The sequence below is a fragment of the Pseudomonas abyssi genome, assembly GCF_003444685.1.
In the GTDB taxonomy this organism is placed as follows: domain Bacteria; phylum Pseudomonadota; class Gammaproteobacteria; order Pseudomonadales; family Pseudomonadaceae; genus Halopseudomonas; species Halopseudomonas abyssi.
In genome coordinates, this window is the sequence record NZ_LMAZ01000001.1 from 506,254 (window position 1) to 526,254 (window position 20,001).

Sequence of the window (20,001 nt, forward strand, 5' to 3'; positions counted from 1 at the left end):
ATGATCCCCTACGGACGTCAGGAGATCAGCGAGGAGGATATCGAGGCGGTGGTTGCCGTGCTGCGCTCGGATTTTCTGACGCAGGGCCCTATGGTGCCGCGATTTGAGCAGGCGCTTGCCAGCAAGGTAGGAGCAAGTCATGCCGTCGCGGTAAACAGTGCAACGTCGGCGCTGCATATCGCCTGTCTGGCGTTGGAGCTGGGGCAGGGGGACTGGCTATGGACCAGCCCTGTAACCTTCGTGGCATCGGCTAACTGCGCGCTGTATTGTGGCGCTCAAGTCGATTTTGTCGATATTGACCCGCGCACCTACAACCTCTGTCCGGTCGCGCTTGAGCGCAAGCTGGTAGAGGCCGAGCAACAGGGGCGGTTGCCCAAGGTGGTGGTAGCGGTGCATCTGTGCGGCCAGCCCTGTGACATGCAGGCCATTGGCGCGCTGGCAAAACGCTTTGGCTTTGCCGTGATCGAGGATGCCTCACACGCCATCGGTGGGCGCTATCAGGGTGATTATGTAGGTAGCGGTCGCTTCAGCGACATCACTATTTTCAGTTTTCATCCGGTGAAGATCATTACCACCGCCGAAGGCGGCATGGCGGTCACCAACAATGCGACGCTGGCGGCGCGCATGGCGCTATACCGCAGCCACGGTATTACCCGTGATCCGGCGCTGATGGTCGGTGAGTCTGACGGCCCCTGGTATTACCAGCAGATCGAGCTGGGCTTCAACTATCGTATGACTGAGTTACAAGCGGCGCTGGGTGTCAGCCAGCTGGCCCGGCTGGATGACTTTGTTGCTCGTCGCCACGCGCTGGCTCGTCGCTATGATCAGTTGCTGGCGGAGCTGCCTGTCACCTGTCCGTGGCAACACGCCGACAGTTACTCCGGTCTACACCTCTACCCAGTTCGATTGCAGTTGGAGAAGATTGCCTTGAGCCACCGTGAGGTGTTCGAGCAATTGCGAGAGCGTGGCATCGGCGTGAATCTGCACTACATCCCGGTACACACTCAACCGTATTATGCGGCCATGGGGTTCTCTGCCGAGGATTTTCCGCAATCCATGGCGTATTACCGTGAAGCTATCAGCCTGCCGATGTACCACACGCTGAGTGAGGCGCAGCAGGACGAGGTGGTCGCTACCCTGGCTGAGATCTGCCATGGTTGAACTCGCCACCGACCGTCTGTACCTGCGTCCGTTGAGCGCGCAAGATGCTACCCAGACCTATGCGGACTGGATGAATGACCCGCAGGTCAATCAATACCTTGAGACCCGCCACAGTCCCCAGAGCGTTGAAAGCTGCCGCGCCTTTATCGAACACTGCAACGCCGACCCTGCAAGCCATTTGTTAGGTATCTTCCTGCGGCAGGGTGATCGGCATCTGGGCAACGTCAAGCTCGGTTTCATCAATAACCACTATCAGCGTGGTCAGATTAGCCTCTTTATCGGCGACAAGGCGTTCTGGGGCCAGGGCCTGTCCAGCGAGGTTGTGCGCCTGATTACGGTTTATGGTTTCGAGTCGTTAGGGCTGCACCGGCTTGAGGCTGGCTGCTACGAGGATAACCTGGCGTCGCTGCGCATATTTCTCAAGGCTGGCTATACGGTCGAGGGTTTCATGCGTGAACATGTGACCTTGAACGGTCGGCGTATGGGCTGCTTCTGGCTCGGGAAATTGCACAATGAGCATGCGTGAAGTGACTGGAAAGCTGGCGCTGGGCACTGTTCAGTTTGGCCTGCCCTATGGCATCGCCAACCAGCAGGGTCAGGTGGGTGTCGACGAGGTGGGGCGGATTCTCGACCGTGCGCGTGAGTCTGGGGTGGATACCCTGGATACCGCAATCGCGTACGGTGAGAGCGAACGTGTACTGGGCGAGTTTGATCTGAGCGGCTTTAAGGTGGTGACCAAGCTGTCGGCCATCCCTGATGCCTGCGACGACGTGTCCGGCTGGGTGGAGCGCCAATTGGCTGAGTCGCTTGCTCGGCTCGGGCTGCAGCGCGTTGATGCGGTGTTGCTGCACCGTCCGGCGCAGCTGCTGGAGCCGCAGGGTGATGCTCTGTACGCTGCGCTGGCGGGGCTGCGCGAGCAGGGCCTGGCGGGGCGTATCGGGGCGTCGGTCTATGATGCCGAAGAGCTGGAGCGTCTGTGCCAGCGTTTTGCGCTGGATCTGGTGCAGGCCCCCTACAACATTATTGATCACCGTCTTGATGAGTCCGGTTGGTTGCAGCGTTTGTCACGGCAGGGGACCGCACTGCATGTGCGGTCGGTGTTTCTGCAGGGGCTGCTGTTAATGAGCCGCGAGCAGCGTCCTGCCCATTTTGAGCACTGGCAGTCACTCTGGGACTGCTGGGACAGCTGGCTGGAAGAACACCAGCTGTCGCCGCTGCAAGTCACCCTGCGTTACGCGCTCAACCAGCCGCTAATCGAGCGTGTGGTGGTGGGTGTGGATAGCGCGCAGCAGTGGCAGCAGATACTTCAGGCGGCTGCAGGCGACTGCCCGCCGGTGCCCGCCGAGCTCGGCACTACCGACCCGGCATTGCTTAACCCCGCACTGTGGAAAACAGCATGAAAACCGTTGCAATCGTTCAGGCTCGCATGGGCTCGACCCGCTTGCCTGACAAGGTAATGAAGCCCATCGGCGGTGTACCCATGATTGAGGTGCTGCTGACGCGCCTGGCGCGTGCCCGCGAGCTCGATCAGATTGTGGTGGCGACCTCGGTGGATGCGCGTAACGAGCCGCTGGCTGATTGTGTACGCCAGCTCGGTTTTGCCTGTGTTCAGGGCGACGAACAAGATGTCATGGCGCGTTATCTGCAGGCTGCCAGAGCACATCAGGCCGACGTCATCGTGCGGATCACGGGTGATTGCCCGCTGGTTGATCCCGAATTGGTCGATCAAATGATCAGGGGCTACCGCGCTGCTGGTGTGGATTATTTCAGTAACGTCGTTCCGCCGAGCTATCCGGACGGGCTGGATATCGAAGTGTTCAGCTTGCGTGCGCTGGAGCAGGCCAGCGAGCAAACGGACGCGGCCTTCGATCACGAGCATGTCACACCTTACCTGCGTGAGTCAGGTCACTTCCGCGTAGGCGCAGAGCAGAACGAACAAGACCTGTCAGGCTGGCGCTGGACAGTGGATGAGCCGGCGGACCTAGAGGTGATTCGCCGCGTGTTTGCGCACTTTGCGCCGGACATTCACTTCAGCTGGCAGCAGGTCAAGGCATTGCAGGAGAACAGCCCGGCGCTGTTCACAGACAACCAAACGCTGATACGTAACGAGGGGGCTACTATGGGCACCGGTCAAAAGTTGTGGAAACGGGCCAAACAGGTCATTCCCGGCGGCAATATGCTGCTGTCCAAGCGCGCAGAGATGTTCCTGCCTGAGCAGTGGCCGGCTTATTTCAGCAAGGCCAAGGGGTGCACCGTCTGGGATATGGACGGCAAGGCCTACACCGATATGTGCATCATGGGCGTGGGCACCAATATTCTTGGCTACGGTCACCCTGAGGTCGACGATGCGGTGCGCGGTACCATCGACAACGGCAATATGTCGACGCTCAACTGCCCCGAGGAAGTCTGGCTGGCAGAAAAGCTGATCGAGCTGCACCCCTGGGCAGACATGGTGCGCTTTGCCCGCTCCGGCGGTGAAGCCAACGCGCTGGCCATTCGCATCGCCCGGGCTGCCACCGGCAAGGACAAGGTGGCGGTCTGTGGCTACCACGGTTGGCACGACTGGTATCTGTCAGCCAACCTGGGCGACGACGAGAACCTGGCTGGTCATCTGTTGCCGGGGCTCGAGCCCAAGGGTGTGCCGGGTAACCTCAGGGGCACCGTGTTCCCCTTCAACTACAACAACTACGCTGAGCTGGAGGCCTTGGTCAATCGCCACGATATTGGTGTGATCAAGATGGAAGTGGTGCGCAACATGGGGCCTGAGGATGACTTCCTGCACAAAGTGCGCAAGCTGGCCACTGATCGTGGCATCGTGCTGATCTTTGACGAGTGTACCTCCGGCTTCCGGCAGACCTTTGGCGGTCTGCACAAGATGTACGGCGTTGAGCCGGATATGGCCATGTTCGGCAAGGCGCTGGGTAACGGTTACGCCATCACCGCCACCATTGGACGGCGCGAGATTATGGAGGCAGCGCAAACAACCTTCATCAGCAGCACCTTCTGGACTGAGCGTGTCGGCCCGACTGCGGCGCTGAAGACCCTCGAAGTGATGGAGCGCGAGCGCTCTTGGGAGTACATCACCCAGACCGGCCTGTCGATCCGCGATGGTTGGCAGAAACTGGCGGATCGCCATGGAATCGAAATAGATCACTGGGGCCTCCCGGCGCTGACCGGTTTCTCGTTCCGCAGCCCTAACGTGCTGCAGTACAAGACGCTTGTCAGTCAGGAAATGTTGGCAAAGGGCTACCTCGCCAGCAATGCTGTCTACGTCTGCATGGAGCATAGTCAGGAGGTGATTGATGGCTACTTCGACGCGCTGGATCCGGTTTTTGCCCTGATCAGCGAGTGTGAGCAGGGCCGCGATGTCGGCGCGTTGCTCAAGGGGCCGGTGTGCCATGGTGGGTTCAAGCGGCTGAACTGATGGGCCTGCAGATCTGTTTTCGTGCCGATGCCGCCCTGTGGATCGGTACGGGACACGTCATGCGCTGCCTGACCCTCGCCGATGCGCTCAGCGCCGCCGGGCATGACTGTCATTTCATCTGCCGCAGCCATCGCGGCCACCTGCTGGAGGTCATCCACGGACGCGGTTATACAACCACCGCCTTGCCTGCAGCTGTGCAGCAGCCTGAGTCGGTGTCCGGCTCGCATGCTCACTGGCTCGGTGTGAGTGCTGAGCAGGATGCGGCTGATACGGCTGCAGTCTTGCAGTCGGTGGGCTGTGACTGGCTGGTGGTCGATCATTACGCGCTGGATACGCAGTGGGAATCGCGTATGCGAGCATGCTGTCGTCACGTCCTAGTGATCGATGACCTAGCTGATCGCGCGCACGACTGCGACCTGTTGCTGGATCAGACCTATAGCAGGCGCCCCGAGGACTATCGTTCGCTGGTCCCGGCCGCTGCCCAGCTGCTTTGCGGCAGTGCCAACGCCCTGCTGCGTGCGGATTTTGCCGCGCAGCGTGAGACGTCATTGACCAGGCGCGCGGCGCAGCCGTATCCGCTCAAGCACATCTTGGTCTCCATGGGAGGGGTAGATGCGGACAATGCCACTGCCCAGGTGCTGTGTGGTTTGGCTGCGACGCCCGGCGCTGGCGCCTTGGCGGTGACGGTTATCATGGGCGGACAGGCCCCCTGGCTGGCCGAGGTGCAGCAGTTGAGCCAGGCCTTGACGCTTGACGTGACGGTGCGCGTGGACGTGAGTGACATGGCGTCTGTGATGGCACAGGCTGACCTTGCCATTGGCGCCGCAGGCGCGACCGCGTGGGAGCGCTGCTGTCTGGGCCTGCCCACCTTGATGGTTGTGTTGGCGGATAACCAGCGACTGGTCGCCGGGGGGCTGCGTGCTGCTGGCGCGGTGCACTTATTGCCATCGGTGAACAGTCTGGCCAAGTCTCTGCCTGGGCTGCTTGGGGCGCTAATTGCCGACCCAGGGCAGCTTCAGCAGATGAGTCAGCGTGCTGCGGCGCTGGTTGATGGCGCTGGGGTGAGGCGCGTTCTGGGTGCGATGGAGGCATTGGCATGACGGACAACGAGACGGATTGCCTGCGCCCGCTGGCCGAGCCTGATCTCGCACTGGTGCGCAGTTGGCGTAACCATGAATCCGTGCGACGTTACATGTATACCCAGCACGAAATTGGCGAAAAGGAGCACCGAGACTGGTTCGCCCGTTGCGAGCTTGATCCGTTGCGGCACCTGCTGGTTTATGACGTTGACGATCAGCCTCGAGGTTTCGTGCATTTCACTGTGCAAGGTGCTGGACGGGTGGCTGACTGGGGATTCTATATCGCTCCGGAGGCGCCGCGCGGCACCGGCACGGGGTTGGGACGTCGTGCGCTGGAGTTCGCTTTCCAGCGTTTACAGTTACATAAGATTTGTGGTCAGACGCTGGGTTTTAACCAGCGTTCAATCGATTTTCATCGCAAGATGGGCTTCTGCCAGGAGGGGGTGCTGCGAGATCAGCATTTCGATGGGCAGCAGTTTCATGATGTCATTTGCTTTGGCCTGCTCGATTCCGAGTGGCAGGTACGAGGCTGAAGGAGGCTTTCCATGTCTGGTACACCCAGTATCTCCATCGCAGGGCGACGCATTGCGCTCGACGCTGAGCCCTACATCATTGCCGAGCTGTCGGCCAATCATAATGGGAGTCTGGAGACTGCTCTGCAGATTATCGAGCAAGCCAAGCACGCCGGTGCCGATGCGATCAAGCTGCAGACCTATACCGCTGACACCATTACCCTGAACTGTGACGCCGAGGATTTCCAGATCCGTGGCGGGTTGTGGGATGGCCAGTCCCTGTATGAGCTATACCAGCAGGCGCATATGCCCTGGGACTGGCACAAGCCGCTGTTCGAACACGCACGCAAGCACGACATCACCATCTTCAGCTCTCCCTTCGACTTTACTGCGGTGGACTTGCTGGAGGATCTGAATGCGCCGGCTTACAAGATCGCCTCATTCGAGGCTATCGACTTGCCGCTGATCCGTTATGTTGCGGCAACGGGCAAGCCGATGATCATTTCCACCGGCATGGCAGATGGCGATGAGATTGCCGAGGCGGTGGAGGCTGCGCGCGAGGGGGGGTGTCGCGAGCTTGCCATTCTCCACTGCGTCAGTGGCTATCCGGCCCCCGCCGAAGACTACAATCTGCGCACATTGGCAGACATGCGTGAGCGCTTTGGCTTGGTGACTGGTTTGTCAGATCATACGCTGGACAACACCACGGCGATTGCCAGCGTGGTTCTGGGTGCATCGATTATTGAAAAGCACTTCACCCTGGACCGCAGTGGCGGCGGCCCTGACGACAGCTTCTCGCTGGAGCCGGCTGAGCTGCAGGCGTTGTGCCGAGACAGCAAGACCGCCTGGCGAGCCCTGGGGCAGGTGGATTACGGTCGAAAGTCCAGCGAGCAGGGCAATGCGCGCTTCCGGCGTTCGCTATACGTTACGCGCGATATGAAGGCTGGGGAGCTGTTCAGTGCCGATAACGTGCGCAGCGTGCGCCCGGGGTTCGGCCTGCCACCCAAAATGCTGGATCAGGTGATGGGTCGTCGCGCCAGTCGCGATATTGCTTTTGGTACTGCGCTAAGCCAGGAATTGCTGGACTGAACCCTGCAGACACCGCAGGTCTCAGTCCACGCGGGCGTCGTGTTGAGTGCGATTGGGGTAGATGTGATTGTCCTTGCGGGTGATGTAGGTGACATCATCCGGCACATCCTTGTTGATGAAGCTCATGGCGCCGATGCGCACGTTATTGCCGATGCGAATGCCGCTGCCGATGATGCAGCAGTGCGCACCGATATCAACGTTGTGTCCGAGCTCGATGGGTTTGTTATTGGCCTCCACCGAGCCGATGGTGGTGCACTGGCGCAAGTTGCAGTCACGCCCGATCCGAACGCCGGAATAGACTGTAATCGCAGTGGGGTGGCCCAGCCATAGCCCCTTGTCTATCTGGGCGCCCAGCATGATTTCGACGCCATATTTGCGCGCCAGCCCTTTGTTGATGCGCTTGGCCATTGAAAGCGTAGTGCGGCCAGGGCGACTGTGCAGGTATTGCGACAGTCGTAGCCAGAACAGACAGTTGTACGAGTTGTTTCGCGCGACCCGGCGCCGCAGTTTGCGCCAGGAAAACCGCTTGTCCTCACCCAGAATCTCGTAGTGCCAGAAAGCTTTCAGTTCGGCAAAGGTGGTCAGCATCACTCGCTCAGCTCCTTGAGGAAAACAGCGGAAACAGCGCCCGGGCGGACTTGTCGACTAACGCCCAGTCCTGTTCGTAGCGCAGCAAATGCCGGTAATTGCGGTTGCGCATGCTGCGTGACAGCGGTCGGCCCAGGCAGCGCAGGTCGGAGATGTCGATCAACCCCAGCTGGCTATCGGGCGTCAGCACGATATTACCCAGATGCAGTGAGCGAAAGTAGACGCCTTTGTCGTGCAGGCTGGTAATGAATTCGGCCAGTTGTGCAAACAGCTCCAGTTGCTCCAGCGACTGCTCCGCGTTGAGCAGGCCGCGTAAGGTTTCGCCTGCCAACGGGTGATAGTGCACAACGCTGCGGTAGGGGTTGAGCAGTTTGTAGGTGGCGATGACCTGTGGGCAGGGAATGCCGAGCTTGCTCAAGGCTAAGGCGTTGTCGGCAAAACGCTGGGCCGGCGGAAAGAACACCGTCTTGGAGAACCAGCTTTTGCGGCGGAACAGTTTCAGCATGGTGCCGTCGGCCAGCAGCAGCACCTTCTCTCCGTGGTGGTCCTGTTCCAGAACGTTGGCGTCTGCGCGCCATTGTTGAAATTGTGTGTCGCTGAGGCGTTGCATCAAGGCAGTCCGGGGCAAAAGGCGCAGTTTATCCTACTTTGTGCTGCCGGGCTGTTGTGCCAAGCGCTTGTGTTAGACTTCAGCGCTACTGTCTCAGCTTTGAAGGCCCCATGACTGATACGCCCCAAGAGAGCTTTGCCCGCTCCAGCGTGCGCATTTACCTGCGTCTGCTGACCTATGTGAAACCCTATTGGAAAGCCTTTGCCATCAGCATTATCGGCTTTGCCATTTTCGCGTCGGCGCAGCCCGCCATGGCGTGGATGTTGAAGTACTTTGTCGATGGATTGCAGAGCGGCGAGAACGCCCTGTTCTTTGGCGTTCCGCTGATCTGGGGCTTTCCGGCCTTCATCATTGCCATTGCTTTCTATCAAGGTGTTGGCTCGTACCTGGGTAACTACTTTATTGCCAAGGTCTCGCTTGGCGTCGTGCACGACCTGCGTACCGCGCTATTCAATAACCTGCTCACCCTGCCCAATCGCTACTTTGATCTGCACAACTCGGGTCACTTGGTCTCGCGCATTACCTTCAACGTCACCATGGTCACCGGCGCGGCGACTGATGCGATCAAGGTCGTGTTCCGCGAGGGCATGACCGTGATCTTCCTGTTTGCCTACCTGCTGTGGATGAACTGGATGCTGACACTGGTGCTGATTGCGATTTTGCCGGTAATCGGTTTGATGGTGACCAGCGCGAGCAAGAAATTTCGCAAGCAAAGCAAGAAGATTCAGACCGCCATGGGCGATGTTACCCATGTCACCTCCGAGACCATTTCCGGCTTTCGGGTGGTGCGCAGTTTTGGCGGCGAGCGCTACGAGTCTGAACGCTTCCTCAAGGCCAGTACCGAAAACCGCGAGCGCGGCTTGAAGATGGTACGCACCGGCTCGGTATTCACGCCGTCATTGCAGCTGGTGACCTATAGCGCCATGGCGATCGTGATGTTCCTGGTGCTGTTTCTGCGCGGCGATGCGACCGCCGGTGACCTGGTCGCCTACATCACTGCCGCAGGCCTGTTGCCCAAGCCGATCCGTCAGTTGTCTGAGGTGAGTGCGAATATCCAGAAGGGCATTGCCGCCGCCGAGAGTGTGTTCGAGCAGTTGGATGAAGAGCCCGAGAACGATACCGGAACCCTGGAAAGCGACCGGGTTGGCGGGCGCCTTGAGGTGAGCCACCTGACTTTCTGCTACCCCGGTACTAGCAAGCGCGTGCTTAATGATGTCAGCTTCAGCGTTGAGCCGGGGCAGATGGTTGCGCTGGTTGGCCGCTCCGGTAGTGGCAAGTCCACACTGGCTAACCTGATTCCTCGTTTCTATCAGCACGAACAGGGTGAGATTCTGCTCGATGGCACGCCGCTGCAGAATTTTACCCTGCGCAGCCTGCGCCAGCAGATTGCCCTGGTCAGCCAGAATGTCACCCTGTTCAATGACACCGTGGCCAACAACATTGCCTACGGTGATCTGGCCGATGCCCCGCGTGACGCTATCGTTGCGGCGGCTGAGGCGGCTTATGCCAAGGAATTTATCGATCTGCTGCCCGAAGGTTTTGACACGCTGGTTGGTGAAAACGGGGTGTTGTTGTCCGGTGGTCAGCGTCAGCGTCTGGCGATTGCTCGCGCGCTGCTCAAGGATGCACCGCTGCTGATTCTGGACGAGGCGACTTCGGCGCTGGATACCGAGTCCGAGCGGCATATCCAGGCGGCGCTGGATAGAGTGATGCAGGGCCGGACCACACTGGTGATTGCGCACCGTCTGTCCACCATCGAGAAGGCGGACGTGATCATGGTCATGGACCAGGGCCAGATTGTCGAGCGTGGCAGCCACAAGGAGCTGCTGGCGCTGAACGGCTATTACGCCAGACTGCACAGCATGCAGTTTGAGGAAGAGCAGACTCCACAGGCTTAATGCGCGGTGGCCGGGAGGCCGCCGCTACAGGTGATGAAGACAATGAAACTGAGCATGCCCCGATTCGACTCCGCCCCGGTGCTGGTGGTTGGCGACGTAATGCTGGACCGCTATTGGCATGGCCCGACCAACCGTATTTCGCCGGAAGCGCCGGTGCCTGTCGTCAAGGTTGACCAGATCGAGGATCGCCCAGGCGGTGCTGGCAACGTGGCGCTGAATATTGCGGCGCTGGGCGCACCGGCCTGGCTGGTCGGGGTAACCGGCAAGGACGAGGCGGCGCACAGCCTGCAGCAGCGCTTGAACGCAGCCGGTGTGTACTGCGACTTCCAGCAGCATGAAAGCCAGCCGACCATCACCAAGCTGCGGGTCATGAGCCGCCACCAGCAGTTGATCCGGCTGGATTTTGAAGAGCGCTTCGAGACCGATGCCGAGGCGTTGCTGGCTTCGGTTGGCGGACTGCTGGACAAGGTCAAGGTGATGATCCTGTCGGACTACGGCAAGGGGGCGCTGCTCAATCACCAGGCGTTGATTGCCTTGGCCCGTGAGCACGGCGTGCCGGTGCTGGCGGACCCCAAGGGCAGTGACTTTTCCATTTATCGCGGCGCCAGCCTGATTACGCCCAACCTGTCCGAGTTCGAGGCGGTGGTTGGTCGCTGTGACACCGAGCAGGCGCTGGTCGACAAGGGCATGGCACTGATTGATGAACTGTCGCTGGATGCGTTGCTGGTGACCCGTAGCGAGCAGGGCATGACGCTGCTGCGCCGGGGCGAGGGCGCGCTGCATCTTCCGGCGCGCGCGCGCGAGGTGTTTGATGTGACGGGGGCGGGGGACACCGTTATCTCCACCCTGGCGGCGGCGCTGGCTGCCGGTGAAGCCCTGCCGCAGGCTGTGGCTCTGGCCAATCTGGCGGCCAGCATCGTGGTTGGCAAGCTGGGTACGGCGGCTATCAGCGCGCCGGAGCTGCGCCGGGCGGTGCAGCAGGAGCAGGGCAGTGGCCGCGGTGTGCTGGGTGTTGAGCAGTTGCTGCAGGCGCTGGACGATGCGCGCGCCCATGGCGAGCGTATTGTCTTCACTAACGGCTGTTTCGACATCATCCATGCCGGACACGTCGGCTACCTGGAAGAGGCGCGTGCTCAGGGTGATCGCCTGATCGTCGCGATTAACGATGATGCGTCGGTCACCCGCCTGAAAGGCCCGGGCCGACCAATCAACAGCGTTGAGCGGCGCATGACGGTGCTGGCTGGATTGGGGGCTGTGGACTGGGTAATCAGCTTCAGCGAAGACACCCCCGAGCGACTGCTTGAACAGGTCAAACCGGATGTGCTGGTCAAGGGCGGCGACTACAGCGTCGACCAGGTGGTGGGTGGGCCGATCGTGCAGGCTTACGGTGGCGAGGTGAAGGTGCTCAACTTTGTTGAAAGCTGCTCAACCACCGCGATTGTCGAAAAAATCCGCGAGCGCGGTGACGACTGATCTCAGCTGCGCAGCGGGCAGTTGCACGCTGCGACCAGCCAGCCCTGGCGCGGGGCGAAGGCTTCACTGAGCAACTGATCTTCCGTCGGCTGTGCAATCAGCTCGCCTTGCTGCAGGCAGAACAGCTCACCCGTTGGCTGGCCGTCGCGGTACTCGGCGAGAAACAGCTCGGGGCGCTGGGTATCCAGACGCGCGATCAGCTCGCCGCTTTCCTCATCGAGATACTCATCTGCGTGCAGTAGTGACAGGCTGCGCAGGCTCTCCGGCAGTTGCAGCGTCATGCTGTAGATCAGCTGCAGTGAGCTTGTGGGCAGGTGCACGTAGGCGTGCGGGCGCTCCAGCAGGTTGAGCTCGCGGCACAGTACCGGGCGGGCAGCGCCGCTGCGAGCGCCCAGGGCAAAGTAATGTTCATCGTTCAGCGGCAGGCTGTCGGCGTAGGGGGTAGGCAGCCAGGTGTCCTGATAGCGGCCCTGCAGCCAGCCAGCCTCGCTTTCTATCAGCAGCTCTTCGGCTATTTCCGTCATTACCGTGAGTAGCGGTACCCGCAGCTCGTGGGCTGGCACGTAGCCCGACAGCAGCTTGAGTACCCGGTCGCCGCGGTCCGGGCGGTCCTGGCGTACCAGTAGATGAAAGTCGCGACCTTGCCAGTGCAGGTGCAGGTCGACGGAGACCCCCAGATTGGCCAGCGTGACCTCAAAACAATGTGGATCATCCAGCTGCAATGGCTGCCGGCGCGCCTGCATCTGGGCAAAACTCAGTGGACTGCCGACCGGCTCGTAACGCAATACTTCAGGGCTGGCGGCCACCGAAATGGCCTGAGTCTTGAAAGCGACGGGGTTCTTGCGGGCGACAATCTGGGTCATGCCTTACTCCATCTGCGTGAGTACCGATACAGCAGCCTCGACGTTCTGCGCCAGGTGCACGGGGTTGATGGTGCCGATGATGGCGCTGGTGACGCCCGGGTGGCCGAGTACCAGCGCAAGGCCGGCGCGTACCGGGTCTTCGCCATCCAGGCAGAGATGCCCGCTGGCCAACGCCTTTTTGATCAGAATGCCCTTATTGTGTTGCAGCGCGAAGTCCAGCACCGGTTGTTCCGCCTGCTCGCGCAGGTTGTAGGTGACCATGGCGCAGTCGCCCTGCTGCAGGGCGCGCAAACCGCCGTCGACGGTCTTGCCGGAAAATCCGTAGGCCAGAATCAGGCCTTCCTGCTTGAGCTGAGCCAGGGTCGGGTAGACCTCCTGGTCGAGCACCTCAAGGTCGTTGCCATCCGAATGCACCAGCACCAGCTCGATCCGGTCGGTGCCCAGGCGTTGCAGGGAACGCTCGACCGATTGGCGTGTGTGTTTGGCTGAAAAGTCGAAGTGCGACTGCCCGTCGGTAAACTCCTCGCCCACCTTGCTGCAGATGATCCACTGATCACGTTGGCCCCTGAGCAGCGGCCCCAGGCGCTGCTCGCTGGTGCCGTAGGCTGGCGCGGTGTCGAGCAGATTGATGCCCAGCTCGCGAGCCTGGGCCAGCAGGTTGCGCACGGCGTCGTCGTCCGGCAGCTCGAAACCACTGGGGTATTTGACGCCCTGGTTGCGGCCGATCTTGACCGTGCCCAGCCCCAGCGGGGAAAGCTTCAGGCCGGTGCTGCCCAGCGAGCGGTAGTAGGGGCGCAGATCAGTCATCGAAAACACATATCCCAGATTGGTTCGGCGACGCGCGGGCGCGGCAGGTCGCTTGGCAGAGGCGCATGCGGCTGTGGCCTGATTTGCTGGCGTTCCAGCTCCTCGAATACCAGGTCGCTGAGGTTGGGGGCCAGGGCCAGCTTGGTCGGCCAACTGATCAGCGCGTTGCCCTTGGCCTGCACGTAGGCATTGTCGGGGCGTACTAGGCCACTTTGCGCCGGTTCTGCGCGGTTCACCGGCAGAGTAGTCCACTGGCAGTTATCCAGATTGATCCAGGGCAAGAGTTCGGTGAGTTCGCGCTTGGCTGCGTCAATCAGCGCATCGGCCGTCTGGTTGACGCCCTGTTCGGCCAACTCGCCGCCGAGATACCAGCACCATTGACCGTCTTCACAAGGGTGGGTAGTGACGGTCAGCCGCGGCTTGGGACTGGCGCCCAGGCAGTGCGCAAACAGTGGTGGCAAGTCCGGCCCCTTGACCAGCACCATCTGCAACGGACGGCGTTGCATTGCCGGCTCGCTTTCGCCCCATTCCTGCATGAGCGCGTCGGTGCCTTCACCGGCGGTCAGAACGTAGCGCTGGGCACGGATGGTGGCGCCATGAAGCTGCACTCCGCTGATGCTGCCATCGTCGGCGCGCAGCACGTGCGGGCTGCTGTCGGCGATCAGGCCGTCACCGCTCAGCTCGGCGAGGCGAGTGATGGCGGAGGGTACGTCCAATACCAGTTCGCCGAGCTGATAGACCTTGCCGCGAAAGGCCGGGTCATTGAAGACCTTGGGCAGCGCTTTGCCCTTCACTTGCTCGACGCGCCCGCGCAGGGCCTTGCTGGCAAAGAAACCGGCGAGGTTGCTGATCAGGCTACCGGGTGACCACAGATAGTGATGCTCGGAGAGCACGCGTACGCCGCGCAGATCCAGCTCACCGTCGCCCGCCAGGCAGCTGCGCCAGCGCTCGGGCATGCCGGCGATGGCCTCGGTAGCGGCATTGAGCTTGCCGCCCAACGCGTACTTGATACCGCCGTGAATAATCCCCTGGGACTTGACGCTTTGGCCGCCGCCAAGGGCGCCGCGCTCCACCAGCAGGCTCTGGTATCCCGCCTGGCGCAGCCGTGCATTGAGCCAGAGGCCGGCAATGCCGCCGCCGATGATGCAGATGTCGGTGTCGAGGGTTGTGCTCATGGGCTCCCGCTGAACGTTTGATAAAGGCCGTCTAGTATAGTCATTGGCGGCGGGCTGGGTCACACTTGCGACAGTTGCAATCCATTGCCGCCCGGCTTTTGATCTCAGGAGATGACATGGCGCGCCGCCTTTATACCTTGCTGTTCTGCCTGTGCATGCCACTGGTGCTGCTGCGCCTGCTGTACCGTGCCATCAAGGCGCCGGCCTACGCCCGCCGTTGGTCCGAGCGCTTCGCGCTGGGCGGTGATGTACGCGCTGGCGGTATCTGGGTGCACGCGGTGTCGGTAGGCGAGAGCATTGCCGCAGCCCCGATGGTGCGCGAGCTGCTCAAGCGTTACCCCGAGTTGCCGATCACCATCACCTGCATGACGCCGACCGGCTCGGAGCAGATTCGCAAGCTGTTTGGCGGTCAGGTCGGGCATGCCTATCTGCCCTATGACTTGCCCTGGCTGCAGCGTCGGTTGCTGCGCCGTCTCAAGCCGCGCGTCGGCATCATCATGGAAACCGAGCTCTGGCCCAACCTGGTGACCGAGGCCGCGCGTGCCAAGGTACCTCTGGTACTGGCCAATGCGCGCTTGTCCGAGCGTTCGGCGCGCGGCTATCAGCGCGTGTCTGCACTGGTGCGCCCGATGTTTGCGGCGCTGGACTGGGTTGCGGTGCAAAGTCAGGCCGAGGCGCTGCGCTTTATCACGCTGGGTGTGGCGCGGGAGCAACTGCAGGTCACCGGCAGTATCAAGTTCGACTTTCGCGCAGACCCGACGTTGTTGCAGCAGGCGGCTGATCTGCGCGCGCGCTGGGGCGAGCGCCCGGTGTGGATCGCTGCCAGCACCCATGCTGGAGAAGACGAGCAGGTACTGCGGGCTCATCAGACCGTGCTGCAGGCGTTGCCGGATGCGCTGCTGATTCTGGTGCCCCGTCATCCGGAGCGCTTTGATGCGGTGGCGCGGCAGGTGCAGGACGCCGGGCTTGCCGCAGTGCGTCGCAGCAGCGGCCAGCTGCCGGCGGCGGATCAGCAGGTGCTGGTGGGCGATACCATGGGCGAACTGGTGATGCTCTATGCCTGTGCCGATGTGGCGTTTGTCGGTGGCTCGCTGGTGCCCAACGGTGGTCACAATTATCTGGAGCCTGCTGCTCTGGGGGTGCCGGTCCTATCGGGACCGCACCGCTTTAACTTTACTGAAATCAGTGAGCTGCTGGAGGGGGCGGGCGCGTTGCAGGTGGTGAGCGATGAGCAGGCGCTGGCGAGCGCGGTGCAGGCGTTGCTGGAGGATGCGTCGGCCAGGGAGCGTGCCGGCGCCGCTGGCCGTGCGGTGGTGCAGGATAATCAGGGCGCGCTGGAGCGCCTGCTCGCCGGCATTGCCCGGCTACTCGGCTGATTGCCCCTGCCACCAACAACAACGGCGCCTGTGGGCGCCGTTGTTGCTAGCTTAGAACGTGGTGCTGTCCGGATCGCTCGGCGGCAGCGGCGTGGGGCGGTTGCCCATCGACATCTGCTCCATCTCCTCCTGGGTTGCCTGCGGGATGAAGTCCTCGTCCGGGTCATAGTTCGGGTTGAGCCACTGGGAGAGGTCCTGCAGGTCCTGTGGGCTAAGGGTGCCGGCGGCCAGCTTCAGGTTCAGGTTGTTGATGATGTAGTTGTAGCGCACGGTGTTGTAGTCACGCACGGTGCGGAACAGGTTGCGCTGGGCGTCCAGCACGTCAACCACGTTGCGGGTACCTACCTCGTAGCCGGTTTGGGTGGCGTCCAGCGCCGCCTTGGCGGAGACAATAGCCTGGCGGCGAGCTGACACTTCTTCAACGCTGGAGGTCACTGTGCGGTAGAGGTTGCGGGTGTTTTCCACCACGCGGCGGCGTTGCGCCTCGCTGGATTGTTCTGCCTGGGTCAGGCGGTAGGTGGACTCGCGCACCTGGGAGGTGGTCAGGCCGCCGGTGAACAGCGGCATGCTCAGCTCCACACCAAAACTGGTCAGCTCGGTGTCGGCGCTGGACTGGCCGGCAGTCGGGATCGAGGCCCCGCCGTTGTTGTTGCTGTAACGCACAAAGGCGTCAACCACCGGCGCGTAGCCGGCCTTGCTGCTGCGCAGGCTGTCTTCGGCGCCTTCAATGGCGTAGCGACTGGCTTGCAGGGTCAGGTTTTGCGCGGCGGCGGTTTCGACCCACTCCTGCATACTGGCCGGGGTCGGCGGCAGCACGGGCAGCTCGTGGCTGATGCCGTACAGGCTGTCGTAGCTCTGGTTGGTCAACCGGGTCAGCGCCTGGTAGCTGACATCCAGGTTGGTTTCGGCGGTCAGGCGGGCGGCGCGGGCGCTGTCATAGCCGGCGCGGGCTTCGAGCACGTCGGTGCGGGCCGACAGGCCAACGTCAAAGCGTTCCTGGGCTTGCTCCAGCTGGCGCTCAAAGGCCTTTTCCTCGGCCTTGGCGGTAGCCAGGTTGTCGGACGCCTGCAGCACGTTGAAGTAGGCCTGGGAGACTTCCAGGATCAGGTTCTGCTGCGTCGCCGAGAATTCCAGTTGGGCCTGCTGAGTGGTCGCCTTGGCGGCCTGGTAGGTGAACCAGCGATCGGCGCGGAATAGGGGCTGGGTCAGGCTGGCCTGGTAATAATGTGTGGAATACTCGTCACCGCCCACGTTGTCGATCTCGAGATCCTCGCGTGCAGCGCCGGCGCCAATGCCCAGGTTGGGCAGCAGTTGCGAGCGTGCCTGTGGCAGCGCTTCCTGACGTGCCAGGGCGTCTGCCTCGGCGGCGGCCAGATCGGCGCTGTTCAGCACCGCCTGGCGGTAAATGGTCATCAGATCGGTGTTGGCTGCAACCTGGGTAGAGGCGCCGGCCAGTAGCAGGGCAACGTAAAGAGGGCGGAGCATGCAGAGGTCCTTCGCATGGGGGCAAGTCAGGCAAGGCTAAAAGGCTCTGAACGCCGGGTCAAGCGGCCTGGTATCAACAATCGGGAACAAACTGTTGTGGCGACTTTTGCTGACATTTTCGCGGATTTTGTCAGCCAGCTTTCGCCCAGAAAAACCATTGCGGCAAAGCCCCTCTACTGCGGGCTTGAGACTACGGCGACAGGGCTCTAGACTGTGCGGACATCTTGACGGGGTGCTGCTTGCAAAGCGGCTGAGATGATACCCGTTGAACCTGAACCGGCTAGCACCGGCGTAGGAATCGAGATAGACGGCAAGCGCGAGTCCGCAAGGGCTGGCGTGGCCGTGGCTTTTCGGTTCCCTGCGCATCTCAACGCAGTGGAGCATAACAATGAACAGCAAGTTGCCTGATACCGCCATCGCCACCTCGGGTGCCGACAGCGCCGCCACCCAACCCTTCCCCAATTCTCGCAAGGTCTATGTGACCGGCTCGCGCCCGGACATCCGTGTGCCCATGCGCGAGATCAGCCTGGCGGATACGCCGACCGACTTTGGCGGCGAAACCAACGCGCCGGTGCTGGTTTACGACACCTCTGGCCCCTACACCGATCCGCAGGCCAATATCGATCTGCGTGCCGGCCTTGCCGATGTACGCGGCGCCTGGATTGACGAGCGCGGCGATACCGAGGTGCTGCCGGGGCTGACCTCCGAGTTTGGCGCCTCGCGCCTGGCTGACAGCTCTCTTGATCACATGCGTTTTGCCCACGTGCGCACGCCGCGCCGTGCCAAGGCCGGCTGCAATGTGTCGCAGATGCATTACGCCCGTCGCGGCATCATCACGCCCGAGATGGAGTACGTCGCGATTCGCGAGAACATGAAGCTGCAGGAGGCGCGCGAGGCCGGGTTGCTCAAGGAGCAGCACGTCGGCCACAGCTTTGGCGCGAATATCCCCAAGGAAATCACCGCCGAGTTTGTGCGCGAAGAGATCGCCCGCGGCCGGGCGATCATCCCTGCCAACATCAACCATCCGGAGCTGGAGCCGATGATTATCGGCCGCAACTTCCTGGTGAAGATCAACGGCAATATCGGCAACTCGGCGCTGGGTTCTTCCATCGAAGAAGAAGTCGAGAAGATGACCTGGGGGATTCGCTGGGGCTCGGACACGGTGATGGACCTGTCGACCGGCAAGAACATCCACGAAACCCGCGAATGGATCATCCGCAACTCGCCGGTGCCGATCGGTACCGTGCCGATCTATCAGGCGCTGGAGAAGGTGGGTGGCGTTGCTGAGGATCTGACCTGGGAGATTTTCCGCGACACCCTGATCGAACAGGCAGAGCAGGGTGTGGATTACTTCACCATCCATGCGGGCGTGTTGCTGCGCTATGTGCCGATGACTGCCAAGCGGGTCACCGGCATCGTATCGCGCGGCGGCTCGATCATGGCCAAGTGGTGTCTGGCACACCACCAGGAGAACTTCCTGTATACCCATTTCGAGGATATCTGCGAAATCATGAAGGCCTACGACGTCAGCTTCTCGCTGGGTGATGGCCTGCGTCCCGGCTCCATTGCCGACGCCAACGACGAAGCCCAGTTCGGTGAACTGGAAACCCTGGGCGAGTTGACCAAGCTGGCCTGGAAACACGACGTACAGGTGATGATCGAAGGGCCGGGCCATGTGCCCATGCAGCTGATCAAGGAAAACATGGACAAGCAGCTGGAGTGCTGCGACGAAGCCCCCTTCTATACCCTTGGCCCGCTAACCACGGATATCGCGCCGGGTTATGACCACATCACCAGTGGTATCGGTGCGGCCATGATCGGCTGGTTTGGCTGCGCCATGCTCTGCTATGTGACGCCCAAGGAACACTTGGGACTGCCGAACCGGGATGATGTCAAAACCGGCATCATTACCTACAAGATTGCGGCCCACGCGGCTGACCTGGCCAAGGGGCACCCGGGGGCGCAGATCCGTGATAACGCACTGAGCAAGGCGCGTTTCGAATTCCGCTGGGAAGACCAGTTCAACCTGGGCCTGGATCCGGACACAGCGCGCGCCTATCACGATGAAACGCTGCCGAAGGAGTCGGCCAAGGTAGCGCACTTCTGCTCGATGTGCGGTCCCAAGTTCTGCTCGATGAAAATCACCCAGGAGGTCCGCGAGTACGCTGCCCAGCAGCGCATCGATGCGGTCGATCTGGCGGTGGAAGAGGGCATGAAGGCTAAGTCCGAAGAGTTTCGTACCACCGGCTCTCAGCTCTACCACAAGCTCTAATCGCGTTCGCGCGCGTCTTGCGGTCCAGGGTCTGGCACGTCCGGACCCTTGCCGTCTGCCGGTCAGATATGCGAGCTTAAGCGACTGACTCTTATTCGCTGTGCCCCACGCCAATGGGGCATGGCGGATTTATGCTTTGCTTGCAGCCTGCAGGGGCCAGATGCCTTGTGCTCTGCAGCTGACTGATCC

At 61.5% G+C, this 20,001-nt stretch carries 17 protein-coding genes and 1 riboswitch; of the genes, 11 read left to right on the forward strand and 6 right to left on the reverse strand.

Features of this window, described 5'->3' with window-relative positions; genetic code table 11:
- The 7 genes from pseC to pseI are packed head-to-tail and all read left to right on the forward strand — an operon-like array spanning position 1 to position 7,265.
- A complete protein-coding gene (gene pseC / locus ASB58_RS02350) occupies positions 1-1,161 on the forward strand; it encodes a UDP-4-amino-4,6-dideoxy-N-acetyl-beta-L-altrosamine transaminase (protein ID WP_118129217.1) in 1,161 nt (386 codons plus the stop codon).
- A complete protein-coding gene (locus ASB58_RS02355; RefSeq protein WP_118129218.1) occupies positions 1,154-1,687 on the forward strand; it encodes a GNAT family N-acetyltransferase in 534 nt (177 codons plus the stop codon). Before pseC ends, ASB58_RS02355 begins: the two co-directional genes overlap by 8 nt.
- Positions 1,674-2,561, forward strand: a complete 888-nt coding sequence (locus tag ASB58_RS02360; protein ID WP_118129219.1) for an aldo/keto reductase — start codon at positions 1,674-1,676, stop codon at positions 2,559-2,561. The genes ASB58_RS02355 and ASB58_RS02360 overlap by 14 nt, the downstream gene beginning before the upstream one ends.
- On the forward strand, positions 2,558-4,585 hold the full coding sequence (locus ASB58_RS02365) for an aminotransferase class III-fold pyridoxal phosphate-dependent enzyme (RefSeq protein ID WP_118129220.1): 2,028 nt from the start codon (positions 2,558-2,560) through the stop codon (positions 4,583-4,585). Before ASB58_RS02360 ends, ASB58_RS02365 begins: the two co-directional genes overlap by 4 nt.
- Positions 4,555-5,685: a UDP-2,4-diacetamido-2,4,6-trideoxy-beta-L-altropyranose hydrolase gene (gene pseG / locus ASB58_RS02370; protein WP_235827159.1), complete on the forward strand. Its 1,131-nt coding sequence runs from the start codon at positions 4,555-4,557 to the stop codon at positions 5,683-5,685. The genes ASB58_RS02365 and pseG overlap by 31 nt, the downstream gene beginning before the upstream one ends.
- Entirely contained in the window at positions 5,682-6,197 is a 516-nt protein-coding gene (gene pseH, locus ASB58_RS02375) for a UDP-4-amino-4,6-dideoxy-N-acetyl-beta-L-altrosamine N-acetyltransferase (RefSeq protein WP_181977850.1), read from the forward strand. Before pseG ends, pseH begins: the two co-directional genes overlap by 4 nt.
- Before the next feature lie 12 nt (positions 6,198-6,209).
- Complete coding sequence (pseI, locus tag ASB58_RS02380; RefSeq protein WP_118129222.1) at positions 6,210-7,265, forward strand: pseudaminic acid synthase; 1,056 nt, start codon at positions 6,210-6,212, stop codon at positions 7,263-7,265.
- A 21-nt stretch (positions 7,266-7,286) separates the two neighbouring features.
- Here the strand turns inward: pseI and ASB58_RS02385 are convergent, their stop codons facing one another.
- Positions 7,287-7,856, reverse strand: a complete 570-nt coding sequence (locus ASB58_RS02385) for a serine acetyltransferase (RefSeq protein WP_147336783.1) — start codon at positions 7,854-7,856, stop codon at positions 7,287-7,289.
- A gap of 4 nt (positions 7,857-7,860) precedes the next feature.
- Positions 7,861-8,463 (reverse strand): BUD32 family EKC/KEOPS complex subunit, encoded by a 603-nt coding sequence (locus ASB58_RS02390; RefSeq protein WP_118129223.1) that lies wholly within the window; start codon positions 8,461-8,463, stop codon positions 7,861-7,863.
- Between the two features lie 110 nt (positions 8,464-8,573).
- On the opposite strand from ASB58_RS02390, the gene msbA reads away from it, so the two are divergent.
- The gene (gene msbA, locus ASB58_RS02395; RefSeq protein ID WP_118129224.1) at positions 8,574-10,361 is read left to right on the forward strand and encodes a lipid A export permease/ATP-binding protein MsbA; all 1,788 of its coding nucleotides are present in this window, start codon (positions 8,574-8,576) and stop codon (positions 10,359-10,361) included.
- Positions 10,362-10,403: 42 nt separating this feature from the next.
- Positions 10,404-11,834: a bifunctional D-glycero-beta-D-manno-heptose-7-phosphate kinase/D-glycero-beta-D-manno-heptose 1-phosphate adenylyltransferase HldE gene (gene hldE / locus ASB58_RS02400; RefSeq protein ID WP_118129225.1), complete on the forward strand. Its 1,431-nt coding sequence runs from the start codon at positions 10,404-10,406 to the stop codon at positions 11,832-11,834.
- Positions 11,835-11,836: 2 nt separating this feature from the next.
- Here hldE and ASB58_RS02405 read toward each other — a convergent pair whose 3' ends face one another.
- The 3 genes from ASB58_RS02405 to ASB58_RS02415 are packed head-to-tail and all read right to left on the reverse strand — an operon-like array spanning position 11,837 to position 14,679.
- Positions 11,837-12,697 carry a metal ABC transporter ATPase gene (locus ASB58_RS02405; RefSeq protein WP_118129226.1) on the reverse strand — a complete coding sequence of 287 codons (861 nt, stop codon included), beginning with the start codon at positions 12,695-12,697 and terminating at the stop codon, positions 11,837-11,839.
- Between the two features lie 3 nt (positions 12,698-12,700).
- Positions 12,701-13,504 (reverse strand): aldo/keto reductase, encoded by an 804-nt coding sequence (locus ASB58_RS02410; protein ID WP_118129227.1) that lies wholly within the window; start codon positions 13,502-13,504, stop codon positions 12,701-12,703.
- On the reverse strand, positions 13,501-14,679 hold the full coding sequence (locus ASB58_RS02415; protein ID WP_118129228.1) for an FAD-dependent oxidoreductase: 1,179 nt from the start codon (positions 14,677-14,679) through the stop codon (positions 13,501-13,503). The genes ASB58_RS02410 and ASB58_RS02415 overlap by 4 nt, the downstream gene beginning before the upstream one ends.
- Positions 14,680-14,795: 116 nt before the next feature.
- Here ASB58_RS02415 and waaA point away from each other — a divergent pair, with 116 nt between their 5' ends.
- Positions 14,796-16,055 carry a lipid IV(A) 3-deoxy-D-manno-octulosonic acid transferase gene (waaA, locus tag ASB58_RS02420; protein ID WP_118129229.1) on the forward strand — a complete coding sequence of 420 codons (1,260 nt, stop codon included), beginning with the start codon at positions 14,796-14,798 and terminating at the stop codon, positions 16,053-16,055.
- Between the two features lie 51 nt (positions 16,056-16,106).
- Here waaA and ASB58_RS02425 read toward each other — a convergent pair whose 3' ends face one another.
- Positions 16,107-17,540: a TolC family outer membrane protein gene (locus ASB58_RS02425; RefSeq protein WP_118129230.1), complete on the reverse strand. Its 1,434-nt coding sequence runs from the start codon at positions 17,538-17,540 to the stop codon at positions 16,107-16,109.
- A 218-nt stretch (positions 17,541-17,758) separates the two neighbouring features.
- Positions 17,759-17,855: riboswitch (TPP riboswitch) on the forward strand.
- 73 nt (positions 17,856-17,928) lie between these two features.
- Between ASB58_RS02425 and thiC the strand changes: the two genes are divergently transcribed.
- Entirely contained in the window at positions 17,929-19,812 is a 1,884-nt protein-coding gene (gene thiC / locus ASB58_RS02430) for a phosphomethylpyrimidine synthase ThiC (protein WP_118129231.1), read from the forward strand.
- Positions 19,813-20,001: the final 189 nt, after the last annotated feature.

Coding starts and splice junctions, on each gene's coding strand:
- pseC (WP_118129217.1), top strand. CDS start 1: ATGATCCCCTACGGACGTCAGGAGATCAGCGAGGAGGATATCGAGGCG.
- ASB58_RS02355 (WP_118129218.1), top strand. CDS start 1,154: ATGGTTGAACTCGCCACCGACCGTCTGTACCTGCGTCCGTTGAGCGCG.
- ASB58_RS02360 (WP_118129219.1), top strand. CDS start 1,674: ATGAGCATGCGTGAAGTGACTGGAAAGCTGGCGCTGGGCACTGTTCAG.
- ASB58_RS02365 (WP_118129220.1), top strand. CDS start 2,558: ATGAAAACCGTTGCAATCGTTCAGGCTCGCATGGGCTCGACCCGCTTG.
- pseH (WP_181977850.1), top strand. CDS start 5,682: ATGACGGACAACGAGACGGATTGCCTGCGCCCGCTGGCCGAGCCTGAT.
- pseI (WP_118129222.1), top strand. CDS start 6,210: ATGTCTGGTACACCCAGTATCTCCATCGCAGGGCGACGCATTGCGCTC.
- ASB58_RS02390 (WP_118129223.1), bottom strand. CDS start 8,463: ATGCAACGCCTCAGCGACACACAATTTCAACAATGGCGCGCAGACGCC.
- msbA (WP_118129224.1), top strand. CDS start 8,574: ATGACTGATACGCCCCAAGAGAGCTTTGCCCGCTCCAGCGTGCGCATT.
- hldE (WP_118129225.1), top strand. CDS start 10,404: ATGAAACTGAGCATGCCCCGATTCGACTCCGCCCCGGTGCTGGTGGTT.
- ASB58_RS02405 (WP_118129226.1), bottom strand. CDS start 12,697: ATGACCCAGATTGTCGCCCGCAAGAACCCCGTCGCTTTCAAGACTCAG.
- ASB58_RS02410 (WP_118129227.1), bottom strand. CDS start 13,504: ATGACTGATCTGCGCCCCTACTACCGCTCGCTGGGCAGCACCGGCCTG.
- ASB58_RS02415 (WP_118129228.1), bottom strand. CDS start 14,679: ATGAGCACAACCCTCGACACCGACATCTGCATCATCGGCGGCGGCATT.
- waaA (WP_118129229.1), top strand. CDS start 14,796: ATGGCGCGCCGCCTTTATACCTTGCTGTTCTGCCTGTGCATGCCACTG.
- ASB58_RS02425 (WP_118129230.1), bottom strand. CDS start 17,540: ATGCTCCGCCCTCTTTACGTTGCCCTGCTACTGGCCGGCGCCTCTACC.
- thiC (WP_118129231.1), top strand. CDS start 17,929: ATGAACAGCAAGTTGCCTGATACCGCCATCGCCACCTCGGGTGCCGAC.